The sequence below is a fragment of the Vitreoscilla stercoraria DSM 513 genome (genome assembly GCF_000382305.1).
Lineage (GTDB): Bacteria > Pseudomonadota > Gammaproteobacteria > Burkholderiales > Neisseriaceae > Vitreoscilla > Vitreoscilla stercoraria.
In genome coordinates this window covers 70322-83494 of sequence record NZ_KB908019.1, presented here as the reverse complement: position 1 = coordinate 83494, position 13173 = coordinate 70322, and the positions used below count along the sequence as shown (strand labels likewise).

General features: G+C 44.2%; 11 protein-coding genes. 2 read left to right on the top strand and 9 right to left on the bottom strand.

What is annotated here, in order from left to right:
• Positions 1 to 30 precede the first annotated feature (30 nt).
• The 6 genes from lon to H150_RS0101730 form a co-directional block, all read right to left on the bottom strand.
• A complete protein-coding gene (gene lon / locus H150_RS0101755) occupies positions 31 to 2505 on the bottom strand; it encodes an endopeptidase La (protein ID WP_019957323.1) in 2475 nt (824 codons plus the stop codon).
• Positions 2506 to 2808: 303 nt separating this feature from the next.
• The gene (gene clpX, locus H150_RS0101750; protein ID WP_019957322.1) at positions 2809 to 4104 is read right to left on the bottom strand and encodes an ATP-dependent Clp protease ATP-binding subunit ClpX; all 1296 of its coding nucleotides are present in this window, start codon (positions 4102 to 4104) and stop codon (positions 2809 to 2811) included.
• A complete protein-coding gene (clpP, locus tag H150_RS0101745; protein ID WP_019957321.1) occupies positions 4101 to 4721 on the bottom strand; it encodes an ATP-dependent Clp endopeptidase proteolytic subunit ClpP in 621 nt (206 codons plus the stop codon). The genes clpX and clpP overlap by 4 nt, the downstream gene beginning before the upstream one ends.
• Before the next feature lie 87 nt (positions 4722 to 4808).
• Positions 4809 to 6122 carry a trigger factor gene (gene tig, locus H150_RS0101740; protein WP_026353389.1) on the bottom strand — a complete coding sequence of 438 codons (1314 nt, stop codon included), beginning with the start codon at positions 6120 to 6122 and terminating at the stop codon, positions 4809 to 4811.
• 166 nt (positions 6123 to 6288) lie between these two features.
• Complete coding sequence (locus tag H150_RS0101735; protein ID WP_019957319.1) at positions 6289 to 7152, bottom strand: DUF1853 family protein; 864 nt, start codon at positions 7150 to 7152, stop codon at positions 6289 to 6291.
• Between the two features lie 21 nt (positions 7153 to 7173).
• Positions 7174 to 7980, bottom strand: a complete 807-nt coding sequence (locus tag H150_RS0101730; RefSeq protein WP_019957318.1) for an RNA methyltransferase — start codon at positions 7978 to 7980, stop codon at positions 7174 to 7176.
• A 149-nt stretch (positions 7981 to 8129) separates the two neighbouring features.
• Between H150_RS0101730 and H150_RS0101725 the strand changes: the two genes are divergently transcribed.
• On the top strand, positions 8130 to 8915 hold the full coding sequence (locus tag H150_RS0101725) for an inositol monophosphatase family protein (RefSeq protein ID WP_019957317.1): 786 nt from the start codon (positions 8130 to 8132) through the stop codon (positions 8913 to 8915).
• Between the two features lie 366 nt (positions 8916 to 9281).
• Positions 9282 to 10637, top strand: coding sequence for an MATE family efflux transporter (locus tag H150_RS0101715; protein WP_019957315.1), 1356 nt, complete (start codon positions 9282 to 9284; stop codon positions 10635 to 10637).
• A 34-nt stretch (positions 10638 to 10671) separates the two neighbouring features.
• On the opposite strand, the gene H150_RS0101710 is transcribed toward H150_RS0101715, so the two are convergent.
• The 3 genes from H150_RS0101710 to H150_RS0101700 all read right to left on the bottom strand — a co-directional run bounded on the left by H150_RS0101710 (position 10672) and on the right by H150_RS0101700 (position 13166).
• Positions 10672 to 11493 (bottom strand): SMI1/KNR4 family protein, encoded by an 822-nt coding sequence (locus H150_RS0101710; protein WP_081619523.1) that lies wholly within the window; start codon positions 11491 to 11493, stop codon positions 10672 to 10674.
• A gap of 48 nt (positions 11494 to 11541) precedes the next feature.
• Positions 11542 to 12237 (bottom strand): aquaporin Z, encoded by a 696-nt coding sequence (aqpZ, locus tag H150_RS0101705; protein WP_019957313.1) that lies wholly within the window; start codon positions 12235 to 12237, stop codon positions 11542 to 11544.
• Positions 12238 to 12323: 86 nt separating this feature from the next.
• Positions 12324 to 13166, bottom strand: coding sequence for a sulfurtransferase (locus H150_RS0101700; RefSeq protein ID WP_019957312.1), 843 nt, complete (start codon positions 13164 to 13166; stop codon positions 12324 to 12326).
• Positions 13167 to 13173: the final 7 nt, after the last annotated feature.

Genomic DNA, 13173 nt, shown 5'->3' with positions numbered 1-13173 from the left:
TACGAACAAGCCCACATTTTTGCAGAAAAATTAATGCTTAGTCGCTTTCGTACCCGTTTTTGCAACAGATTCGTTATCGGCAACAGGTAAAACAGCTTCAATGCTTTCTGGCTCAACCCAAGGCTTAGGCTCTTCTGCCAAGCCCAATGCCAAGACTTCATCAATCCATTGCACTGGATGAATAGTTAACGCATCTTTGACATTAGCAGGAATTTCTTCCAAATCTTTGACATTGTCTTTTGGAATCAACGCGTGTTTGATACCACCACGCAATGCCGCCAACAATTTCTCTTTCAGGCCGCCAATCGGCAATACTTCGCCACGCAAAGTGATTTCACCGGTCATCGCCACATCCGCACGCACAGGAATATTGGTCAATGAAGAGACAATCGCCAAAGTCATGGCAATGCCTGCGCTTGGACCATCTTTAGGAGTTGCACCTTCAGGCACATGCACATGGATGTCGTGTTTTTCGTAAAAATCAGGCGCAATACCTAAATTAGCGGCACGCGTACGCACCACACTCATCGCTGCCGTAATAGACTCTTGCATCACGTCGCCCAATTGACCTGTGCGAATGATATTGCCTTTGCCTTTCAAAGCAGTGGCTTCAATGGTCAATAACTCACCGCCGACTTCCGTCCATGCCAAACCTGTCACCTGACCGACACGGTTTTCAGAATCCGCCACACCAAAATCAAAACGGCGCACGCCCAAATAATCGTGTAAATTTGCAGCGCTGACCACAATCGATTCTTTCGCTGCAGCTTTAATTTCCGCTTTGGCTGCTTTGGTTTTTGCTTTGTCTTCTGCCAATACCTGCTGCATCACCACTTTGCGTGCAATGCGAGCCACTTCACGATCTAATGAGCGCACACCTGCTTCGCGCGTGTAATAACGCACAATGTCACGTACAGCCGATTCTTCCACCACGACTTCATTGATTTTCACACCATTGGTTTTCAGCTGTTTGGGCACCAAATACTGCATCGCTATACTGACTTTTTCATCCTCGGTATAGCCTGACAAGCGGATGATTTCCATGCGATCGAGCAAAGCCGATGGGATATTCAAAGTATTGGATGTCGCAATAAACATCACATCAGATAAATCGTATTCCACTTCCGCATAATGATCAGAAAAACTGTGGTTTTGCTCAGGATCCAATACTTCTAACAATGCGCTGGCTGGATCACCACGAAAATCTTGACCCATTTTGTCGATTTCATCGAGTAAGAACAATGGATTTTTCACACCGACTTTGGTCATATTTTGCAAAATTTTGCCAGGCATAGAACCAATATAAGTACGGCGATGACCACGAATTTCGCTTTCGTCACGCACACCACCCAAAGCCATACGCACATATTCGCGACCTGTAGCTTTGGCAATCGACTCACCCAAAGACGTTTTACCCACGCCAGGAGGGCCTACCAAGCACAAAATTGGACCTTTAATGCGATCGACACGTTTTTGTACTGCCAAAAATTCCAAAATGCGTTCTTTGACCTTATCCAAACCATAATGGTCAGCATTCAGGACGCTTTCAGCTTTGGCAATGTCTTTGCTCACACGGCTTTTCTTTTTCCACGGCAAATCCAACAAAGTATCAATGTAATTGCGAACCACGGTTGATTCTGCTGACATCGGCGGCATCATTTGCAATTTTTTGAGTTCTGACAGGGCTTTTTCTTCCGCTTCTTTACTCATACCAGCAGTGTTAATTTTTTGCTCTAACGCTTCTAACTCGCTACGCTCATCGCCTTCGCCCAATTCTTTTTGAATCGCTTTCACTTGCTCATTCAAATAGTATTCGCGTTGTGATTTTTCCATCTGACGTTTCACGCGACCACGAATACGCTTTTCAACTTGCAAAATATCCAATTCGGCTTCTAACTGCTGTAACAAAGCATCCAAGCGCTCAGACACATTCAACATGGTCAATAATTCTTGACGATGCTCTAGCTTAATTTGCAAATGCGCTGCAATGGTATCTACCAAGCGACTCACATCTTCAATACCATTAACAGTGCTAATCACTTCTGATGGAATTTTTTTATTCAATTTGCTCAATTGTTCGAATTGAGACAACAAAGTACGACGCATGGCTTCAGTATCAACAGGGTCGTCCTGAAACTCTTGCACTTGTTCTACTTGTGCCAAAAAATAATTTTGGTCAGTATCATTCAAGTCCAAAACCTGAGCACGTTCCACACCCTCAACCAACACTTTCACCGTACCATCAGGCAACTTCAACATTTGCAAGACATTGGCAATCGTACCCATGCGATGTAAATCATCGACTTTAGGGTCTTCTTCATGAGGATTTAACTGCGCCAATAGAAAAACGGGTTTGTCTTGCTCCATTGCTGCATCCAATGCTGCAATAGATTTATCACGCCCAACAAACAAAGGGATGACCATGAATGGGTAAACGACCACATCACGCAATGGCAACATCGGTAAGGTTTGCTGATTTTTGTCAGCAGAAGATTCTCCAGCCATAGGGTCTCATCTTTCTATCTTAAATTAATTAATTGGCTAACAAATGGGTCTCATCAAAGAAAATTCAAGTGCTTTGCAATGAGATTTCAATCCCACAAGTAAAAATAATTGGCTGTTCACTTCTCACTTTTACCTCCCAATACACTTTTTCTATTCATCAACATGATAAGCTTTACATATGACTGTTACTTAATGCAAACGATTCATTGCACCACAACATTTTTTAATTCTGAGCGTGGTTTTAACCATCAATCCAAACAAAAAACGCCACCATTAGGCAGCGTTTTCATACGTCAAACTGATTTAACTAGCACTTTTTTTAGCAGTGCTACGACGCTTAGGTTTCATATCGTCAACATCGTAAATAAATTCAGGCTGCGCATTGTCATCAATGACTGCTCGAGTTACCACCACTTTTTGCAAACCTTGTTTTTTCAAATCAGGCAAATGGTACATGGTTTCGAGCAATACAGATTCCATAATCGAACGCAAACCACGAGCACCCGTTTTACGCGCCAACGCCAATTTTGCAATCGAGCGCAAGGCTTCATCCTCAAACGCCAACTCGATATTTTCCATGTTAAACAACACTTGGTATTGTTTCACCAAAGCATTTTTCGGTGCGGTTAAAATCTCAATCATTGCTACTTCGTCTAACTCAGCCAAAGTTGTGATAACAGGCAAACGACCAATCAACTCAGGAATCAAACCAAACTTAATCAAATCTTCAGGTTCCACTGTTTTGAACAGTTCACCCACCGATTTGTTTTCGTCTTTGCTCACGACTTCCGCACCAAAACCAATACCACCTTTTTCAGAGCGACGGCGAATGATTTTCTCCAAACCATCAAACGCACCACCACAAATGAACAAAATATTCGTGGTATCTACCTCAATGAATTCTTGATTAGGATGCTTACGGCCACCTTGTGGCGGTACAGATGCCACAGTACCTTCAACCAATTTCAACAAAGCTTGTTGCACGCCTTCACCAGATACATCTCGGGTAATAGATGGGTTTTCGCTTTTACGTGCAATCTTATCGATTTCATCAATATACACAATGCCACGTTGCGCTTTGTCCACATCAAACTCGCACTTACCCAACAATTTAGTGATAATTTGCTCAACATCTTCACCCACATAACCCGCTTCAGTTAAGGTGGTCGCGTCTGCCATTACAAATGGTACGTTCAATTTGCGTGCTAAAGTTTGTGCCAATAAAGTCTTGCCCGAACCCGTAGGACCAACCAACAAAATATTGCTCTTAGCCAATTCAACATCATCTTGCTTGGCCTTAGGATGACGCAAACGTTTGTAATGATTGTACACTGCCACAGACAATGCTTTTTTCGCCGCATCTTGACCAATCACATGGTCATTCAAGCTCTCAACCATTTGCGCAGGCGTCGGCAAATTGCCATCATCCCAATCAATACTCGTTTCATTGTCTGTGCTGTGTTCTTGACCTTGCTCAAACAATACGCTGCATGCTGCCACACACTCATTGCAGATGCAGCCTTGCTGACCCTCAATCAGATTACGGACTTCATTTTCATTTTTGCCGCAAAATGAGCATTCTTTTAGTTTATCCATCATGCTTTTACGCTATCTCGGCTGTTAATGACTTGATCGACCAAACCATATTTGTACGCTTCTTCAGCAGACATAAAATTGTCGCGATCGGTGTCTTTTTCTAATTGCGCCACACGTTTTCCTGTGTGTTCTGCCATCAATTCATTCAATTTGCGTTTGATTTTCAACAACTCTTTGGCATGAATTTCAATGTCAGAAGCCTGACCGCCTAAACCACCCAACAATGGTTGGTGAATCATAATACGGCTGTTTGGCAATGCAAAACGTTTGCCTTTGGTACCTGCTGACAATAAGAATGCACCCATGCTGGCAGCTTGTCCCAAGCACAAAGTGGACACATCTGGCTTAATGAAGTTCATCGTATCGTAAATAGACAAACCCGCTGTCACTGAGCCGCCTGGAGAATTGATGTACAAATAAATGTCTTTGTCTGGATTTTCACTTTCCAAAAACAACATTTGTGCCACCACCAAATTGGCAGAATCATCTGTTACAGGACCGACCATAAAAATGATGCGTTCTTTTAACAAACGTGAATAAATGTCATAAGCACGTTCGCCACGGCCGCTTTGTTCTACTACCATAGGCACTAAGCCCAAAGATTCAATAGTCGGTTGCATATCGTCTCACCTTTTGGTCACAATTGTGAAAAAAGCACCAAAACAACACTCAGCTGTCTTGGTGCTTAGTGTATGTTAATACTCTACTTAAGCAGCAGTATTGCCCATTACTTCGTCAAATGACAAGGCTTTGTCAGCAACTTTTGCTTGGCTTAATACAAACGCCACTGCTTTGCCTTCAGTTGCCAAAGCGGTAGGACCTTGACGACGCTCAGCGTCATTCATGTACCATTCGATGACTTCAGCAGGATCTTCGTAGCTCTCAGCAAATTCAGCCACAATGTCACGAACTTCATCATCTGTTGGTTGCAATTGGTTTTCTTCTACCAATTGAGCCAAAATCAAACCCAATTTCACACGGCGCGTTGCTTGTTCAGCAAACATTTCCGCAGGCAATTGTGGCAATTGAGCAGCATCAAAACCTTGATTGATAAAGTTTTGACGCGCATCTTCCATCATGCGAGCCACTTCATCTTGAATCAAAGCTTGTGGCACGTCAAATTCAGTCACAGCCAACAAAGCATCCATTACCGCTTGTTTGGTTTTCTCTGCAACACGACGGTTCACTTCACGAGAAACATTTTTTTTCACTTCGTCGCGCATTTTCGCAACGTCGCCATCTTCAACACCCAATTGCTTCGCAAATTCTTCGTTCACTTCTGGCAACGCAGCTTCAGACACGTTTTTCAAAGTGATGGTGAATACCGCAGTTTTACCAGCTACTTGTGTGCCTTGGTAATCTTCTGGGAAATTCACTTCAACGTCTTTGGTTTCGCCTTCTTTCAAGCCTTCAACGCCCGCTTCAAACTCAAGCAACATTTGACCTTGACCCAAAACGAATGGGTAGTTTTGAGAAGCGCCGCCTTCGAACAATTCACCGTCGATTTTGCCTTCAAAATCGATGATGACACGGTCAGTTTTTTGTGCTTCACGTTCAACGTGGTTGTAACGAGTGCGTTGTTGACGCAAGATGTCGATGGTTTTGTCTACTTCAGCATCAGATACTTCAGTCGTGAATTTTTCGATTTCTTGAGCAGACAAATCGCCTACTACGATAGTTGGAAACACTTCAAATTGAGCATCAATTTTGAAAGTGGTTTCGTCGTCTTGGTTTTCAACTTCGTTAAAACGTGGGAAACCAGCCACACGCAATTTTTGTGCTTCAACCACTTCGTAGAATGCTTTAACGACAGCGTCGTTCAACACTTCATTGCGGATATCCGCACCGTGCATCGCTTCAACCATTTTCAATGGTGCTTTACCTGGACGGAAACCTTGAACCTTAGCTTTGCGTTGCGCTTGAGACAATTTTTTGTCTACTTCTGCAGTGATGCCAGCCCATGGCAATGCCAAAGTGATTTTACGGTTCAAGCCTTCCAAGTTTTCCACAGTTACGTCCATATCCATTAACCTTATATGTTATCAATCAATCTTAATTACGCCCTCATTGAGGTTTACAGGACGCATCATTAAAGCTTGTCCAAGTTATCAAGTCTCTATGCTTGACAATCCTAGGGACAAATAGTCCGTTAGTGTAGCATAATCAAATCCAATTGAAACAGTCTTCTCAGCACTCATTGCAAGGCAAACGCATACTGCGACTGATTTCATGCCAAAAACCATCAGGTCTTTGTTGCAATTGCGCACACCAAACGGCTTCGCCCAACGGCGCCACAGATTCAAAAGTCGCCTCTAACGGCACACGCAATGGTGATAATAACTGCCTAGACATGACTTGTGCATAACGAGTTCCCTCTAAATGCTGCCATACCTCATTTTTTTCAAGATACACACCACGCCAAGCATAAGAATTGATCGGCATTGGTACCGCCGCATCACGCCAAAAACCCATGCCTCGAATCACCGTCACTGCTTTAATATTAGTTATATCAATGCCTTGCATTTCACACCAACGCGCAAACAAATCATGCCGACTCCAAGCCAATTGCTGCACCAATTTGTCCGCCTTAGATTGCAAGGTATCGTGCGCTTGTATGCCGCGCAATTGTTGTGGCAAAGGTTGGGCGTGCGCATAATATTTACACGTCAATTCCAAATGATAAAGCCGATCATTGATACGAGCGACATAATCCAAAGCACCCAAAGTTGGGCTTTTAGCATGTTCTTGCAACACAATATTTTGTCCAAGCAATTGACAATGCGGTGCATGACTTAACCAAAACGCCAACAAATGCTCAGCATAAATACCCAATCGATGCGACTGCGGACGAGCGTCCTGTAAATACGTTAACAAGCTTTCAGGACGCTCATCCAAGCTTAATAAATAACGAAAACCTTGCTCGCCAATCAAAGTGCGGTGCGACAATTCCACACCGCTGTGCCACAGCGGCGGTGCGGTGAGCAAACTCGCCAAATCCCGCACTTGTGGCGTTTTGAGCTCCCACCACAAAGCATCCAAAGCAAAATTCATTTACAGACCGCCTTTACACAATCAATCTTGTTTCAATTTTTTTTCAATATTGTGAAAAAAGCCACGCAAAATGTCGATCTCTTCACGTTCCAATTGCGCACGGTCAAACACCGATTGCATACGGCGCATCAAACGCTCAGGCGGACGGCGGTCAAAAAAGCCCACCGCATCCATAGCGTCCTGTAAATGTCCGACCATGCCTGTTACTTGCGCATGTGTGGCGTATTCGTGTTCAGGACGCAAATAATCCATGCTCAAATCCACATGGCTGAACAACTCATAACACACCACTTGCACCGCTTGCGCCAAGTTGAGCGAAAAATAATTCGGGTTGCCATTGATGGTCATCAAACGGTTGCACAACATCACTTCTTCTATGCTCAAGCCAAAAGTTTCATTGCCAAACACCAGCGCCACTTTTTCACCTTGGCGTGCCGCTTCAATCAAATTCGGACAAAGTTCACGCGGTGTGTGCATGGTCGCGGTCAATTCGCGTTTGCGGCTGGTCAAAGCACAGCTTAAAGTCGTGTCCGCCAAAGCGTCCTGTAAGGTTGCCACAATGCGAGCGTTTTCCAACACATCTTTCGCACCAGAGGCCAACACAAAACTTTCTTCTGGCAACACAAAGTTTTCAGGACGCTCAGCATCAAACACAGGTGGTATTTCTGTTTGTGGCGTCGCAATCAAATTGGGCGCGACCAACGTCAAACGCGTCAAACCCATGGTTTTCATTGCACGAGCTGCCGAACCGATGTTAGATGGATGCGAAGTACGCGCCAAAACAACGGTAATATTCTGTAAAAAATCAGGTAATTGAGGTTTTTCCATGGTGTTTGCTTCTTGGGTAGCGGCGGCATTTGGTTTATAATGCACGCCTTAGATTTTGTTCTTTAACAGCTTTAGTTTTGCCGCCTCGTCGCCCTTGCGACGAAAGAGGCTATTGTAACGCTACACCCGATGAATTTGGAAATCACAATATGACCCCGTTTTTGAATACGGCTTTGAAAGCCGCTCGCCGCTCAGCCAGCATGATTACCCGCGCTTCTAACAATTTAGATGCAGTGGCTTATGACAGCAAAGCCTTTAATGACTTTGTATCAGACGTCGACAAAGAATCTGAGCGCATCATTTTGGAAGTATTGTCTGAGGCTTACCCTCACCATCGTATCACGACCGAAGAATCGGGCAGCCACGGCAAAGCAAAAGCTGAATACGAATGGATCATCGATCCATTAGATGGCACCACCAACTTCTTGCACGGTCACGCACAATACGCCATCTCGATTGCATTCTTACAAAAAGGTCAAGTACAAGAAGCTTTGGTATTCGCACCTGAACGCAATGAATTGTTCATGGCAGCCAAAGGCAAAGGCGCATTGCTCAACGACCGCCGTATCCGTGTTTCTAAACGCAAAGACATGAACGAATGCGTCATTGGTACAGGTTTCCCTGTGGTAGACCAATCTATGATGGACGAATACTTGGCGATTTTGAAAGACTTCTTGGGCAAAACCGCAGGCGCACGTCGCGAAGGTTCTGCTGCTTTGGATTTGTGTAATGTGGCTGCAGGTCGCTTGGATGGTTTCTTTGAATACAATTTGAAACCTTGGGACATCGCTGCAGGCTCTTTGATTGTACAAGAAGCTGGCGGTATCGTGACCGACTTTGAAGGCGAACAAACTTGGTTGCAAACTGGCAATATCGTTGCAGCACCTCCGAAAGTTTTGGCGCAAATGTTGCAAGTGATTGCTGCAAACCGTTAATAAAATTAATCAGCGTCCTGTAAAGTATTTACAGGACGCTTTTTTAAGTATAGTCTGTATTTATATCTATATTAATTATCCATCTCAGATTAAAAGAGGCAGATACTGCTTATTTTTTAATCAAGGGTAATTTTTCCTTATGATTCAGCACTTGGGTCAGTTATCAACATGGTTATACACAAAAAATGTGTATGAATTGCCAACTTATCCACAGGCAAACTGCCTGTCACATCCCATCTCAACATTTTAACCTCACCACCGCTTTTCATTGCTTTAACACAAATATTCCATCACTGAACCATACATGGTTTGTCTTTATCCTATATTCATCCTACTATGTTTTCATAATTTGTGATGGACACGCCCATGCCTAATCAACACAGCCGCTCATTTACCAAGCAATTTTTATTTTTCCTGCTGCCTTTGATTGCCACCAATATTTTGCAATCACTCTCAGGCACCATCAATACCATTTATGTCGGTCAAATGATGGGGGTCAATGCCATTGCAGCCATTTCGGTTTTCTTTCCCATTTTGTTTTTCCTCATGGCATTCACCATCGGTTTGTCGGCAGGAGCCACTGTTTTGGTGGGTCAAGCTTGGGGCAAAGGTGAGTCTGATCAAGTACGGCGTATCATGGGCACAACGCTGTTCATGACGCTCATTGGTGGCACTTTGATTGCGATTTTGGGGGTGATTTACGCCAAAGACATTTTAACATTGTTAGGCACCGATCCTTCTTTACTGCCTTTGTCTCTACCTTATGTCCAAACCATGCTCGCAGGCAGCCCTATTTTGTTTGTCTACATTATTTACACATCGATTTTGCGTGGCGTAGGTGACAGCAAAACCCCTTTACTGGCTTTAGGACTCACGAGTATTATCGGTTTAACCGTCACACCCACACTCATCCAAGGTTGGCTGTTTTTTCCTGCTATTGGCATTTTGGCTCCTGCGGTTGCCACGATTTTAGGTTATGTCTTGGTGATGCTGTTTTTGGTCGTTTATTTGAATCGTCGCCACCATATTTTACGCATTGATAAAAATCTCCTGAGCCAATTGCGTTTTAACCGCGAGCTTTCACCGTTGGTTTTAAAATTGGGCATTCCCACGGGTGTGCAAATGGTCACCAATTCTTTGGCAGGTTTGGTCATCATCGGATTGGTCAACGGCTTTGGTCCACACGCCACCGCCGCTTATGGCGCAGTCAATCAAGTGAACAATTATGTACAGTTTCCTGCGATATCTATTTCCATTGCGGCTTCTATTTTTGCCGCACAAGCCATAGGCTCGGGACAAATGCAAAAATTGGCTCAAGTGACATGGACGGCACTGTCTATGAATTTATATTTGACGGGTGGTTTGATTATCTTGGCCTATTTATTTGCAGATCACTTAATGGCTTTGTTCATTACCAATCCAGAAGTGGTCGCTTTAGGTTCGGATTTATTACACATCGTGTTGTGGAGTTTGCTGTTTTTTGGTGCAGGCGCCATTTTTGCAGGCATCATGCGTGCCAGTGGCACAGTCGTGGTACCAATGATTATCAACATTGTAGCCGTGATTGGCATCGAATTGCCATGCGCGTATTGGTTCAGCCAAATTTGGGGTTTATCAGGCATTTGGATGGCTTATGCCTTAGCATTCGTGTGTTTGTGCATCATGCAAGGACAATATTACCATTGGGTGTGGAAGAAAAAATCCATTACCGCTTTGGTTTAAGCTCAAAATAACTTTACAGGACGCTTAATACCTATCAGTCTGATTGACTTAGGCATTTTTGTAAATTTTGCAAAACCTTTAACGTTGCATCATCCATATCCAACAGTGGCATGTGCGCCATGTTTTGCCATTGCGCCCACATCGCTTCAGGAACCAGCTGTTTGACTTGCTCACTCATTTGTTGCATTAACGCCGCTTGTTGCGCCAATCTGTTCGGATCAAAACAACCCGTTTGAGTAGATTTTTCATGCTCAATACGTTGGTAATCTGCTCGTTCACTGGCTAAAATCATACCGTGATAATCCACGTCAAATACCCATATTTTATTGTGCAAATCCTCAATGTAAGATGCCAACCACACACTCAAAGAAGGCGCAATCCAGCTCACAGGCTCACCATCATTCGCCAATAAAATTACTTGTCCATATTCCCCACCTTCCGCAGGGTCCAAATCCAACATCAAGTAATAACCATTGTCATCGGCAAATGGCAGCCATTTTTCCGACCAAAACACAGGTCGAACACGAGAGTCATGTGCCAAATCATCTTCTTCAAACTGTGCCAAACCTGCATCCTTAAAGTCTTGCCACACCGCAACCACACGCTCCAAACTCAGCCATTCATAGCCTGCCAACACATAAAAATACTCGGCCACAGAAACATTGTCACCATTGTAAACTTGGTAAAGCGCTTTGAAGTCTTCAGGCAACACCATGTCCATCTGTTGTGCCGCCGCATCCAAACACTCTGGCGTCACGCCTAATTGAAAGCAATCCACAGCCACCACATTGTGGCTGGCTTGGTGGATGGCTTGATACAAACGCTCTGCCAAACTCAACATATCTTGCCTTTTCATATGATAAAAGCGCCCTGTAAAGTTACAGGACGCTTCTTAATTACTATTTTAATCTTCGCGATCAGCAGCAACCACTTTGTAAATGATCGCACCCAACACCGCCCCGACAATAGGCGCCACCCAAAATAACCACAATTGACCCAATGCCCAACCGCCTTGGAATATCGCCACACCCGTAGAACGTGCAGGATTCACCGAAGTATTGGTCACTGGAATGCTGATTAAATGGATTAAGGTCAAAGCCAAACCAATGGCAATCGGTGCAAAATGTGGCTGAGATGCTTTAGAAGTCGCACCTAAGATAATGATGATGAAAAATGCAGTTAACACAATTTCAATCACCAACGCCGACAGCATATTGTAGCCATTAGGTGAATGTTCGCCATAGCCATTACTGGCAAAACCAGAAGCAGCCGCATCAAAACCCACTTTGCCAGAAGCAATCAGGTATAACACACCACCTGCGGCAATCGCACCCAAAACTTGTGACACAATATAAGGCAACAACAATTTGCTATCAAAACGCCCACCCACCAACAAACCGACTGAAACAGCAGGGTTAAAATGGCCACCCGAAATACCACCCACAGCATAAGCCATGGTCAAAACAGTCAAACCAAACGCCAAGGATACACCAGCAAAACCAATGCCCAACTCAGGATAAGCCGCAGCCAAAACAGCTGAACCACAGCCACCAAACACCAGCCAAAAAGTTCCTAAGAACTCCGCAAAATATTTGCTCATATTGCCTCCTAGATATATTTTTATTGCGTATCTGTCCTTTGTAAATGGACTCTATACGCATTGCTCTATCCAGAAGACAAGCCATGTTACACAGTCACACTCACAGGTCTTTGACCATTACTGGTCCACTCACTCCACGAACCAACATACAAAGCACCATCACCCAAGCCCGCATGTTTTTGTGCCAACAAATTCACACAAGCGGACACACCACTGCCACATTGATGAATCAAAGGTTTATTGTTTGCCCATGGCTGCCACAAAGCCTTCAACTGCTCTTGGCTAATAAACAAATGTTGCCCATCCAAATTGCGTTGAAAAAATACGTTCGCCGCACCTGGGATATGCCCTGATACTTTGTCCAAAGGATGTGGCTCCCCTGCATAACGCTCTTCACTGCGAGCATCAATCACCACCGCCTCTGCCATTTGAATGTTGTGCTCAATATCACTGGCAGTTTTAATGTGCAACAAGCTTTCTTGTGGTTGCCAATCGGTGGTCACTGGTTTTTGAGGCGCTACATTGCTTAAGGTTCCACCTTCTCGCAGCCAAGCGGGTAAGCCACCATTTAATACCGCCACTTGCTCATGTCCTAACCAACGCACCAAAGCCCAAGCCCGTGCTGCAAACATCGTACTGCCTTGATCATATGCCACCACTTGTACACGTTCTTGTAAGCCATGATTGCGCAACCAATGCGCCAAATGCTTGCGCTCAGGCAAAGGATGACGACCATTATGACCACTGACTTGACCAGACAATTCACGCTCTAAATGCAAATAGAATGCGCCTGGAATATGACCCAATTCATAAACCTGCTGTCCAAACGTCGCATCATTCAAATCAAAACGCACGTCTAATAGTAAAACAGGTTGATTTTGTTGCTGTATTTGTTGTAATTCTTGGGCGCTGATTAAAGTGGTGTACATCGTGCGA

Bases quoted from the DNA above. Each gene is read 5' to 3' on its own strand.
- lon (WP_019957323.1), bottom strand. From the start codon at position 2,505: ATGGCTGGAGAATCTTCTGCTGACAAAAATCAGCAAACCTTACCGATG.
- clpX (WP_019957322.1), bottom strand. From the start codon at position 4,104: ATGATGGATAAACTAAAAGAATGCTCATTTTGCGGCAAAAATGAAAAT.
- clpP (WP_019957321.1), bottom strand. From the start codon at position 4,721: ATGCAACCGACTATTGAATCTTTGGGCTTAGTGCCTATGGTAGTAGAA.
- tig (WP_026353389.1), bottom strand. From the start codon at position 6,122: ATGGACGTAACTGTGGAAAACTTGGAAGGCTTGAACCGTAAAATCACT.
- H150_RS0101735 (WP_019957319.1), bottom strand. From the start codon at position 7,152: ATGAATTTTGCTTTGGATGCTTTGTGGTGGGAGCTCAAAACGCCACAA.
- H150_RS0101730 (WP_019957318.1), bottom strand. From the start codon at position 7,980: ATGGAAAAACCTCAATTACCTGATTTTTTACAGAATATTACCGTTGTT.
- H150_RS0101725 (WP_019957317.1), top strand. From the start codon at position 8,130: ATGACCCCGTTTTTGAATACGGCTTTGAAAGCCGCTCGCCGCTCAGCC.
- H150_RS0101715 (WP_019957315.1), top strand. From the start codon at position 9,282: ATGCCTAATCAACACAGCCGCTCATTTACCAAGCAATTTTTATTTTTC.
- H150_RS0101710 (WP_081619523.1), bottom strand. From the start codon at position 11,493: ATGAAAAGGCAAGATATGTTGAGTTTGGCAGAGCGTTTGTATCAAGCC.
- aqpZ (WP_019957313.1), bottom strand. From the start codon at position 12,237: ATGAGCAAATATTTTGCGGAGTTCTTAGGAACTTTTTGGCTGGTGTTT.
- H150_RS0101700 (WP_019957312.1), bottom strand. From the start codon at position 13,166: ATGTACACCACTTTAATCAGCGCCCAAGAATTACAACAAATACAGCAA.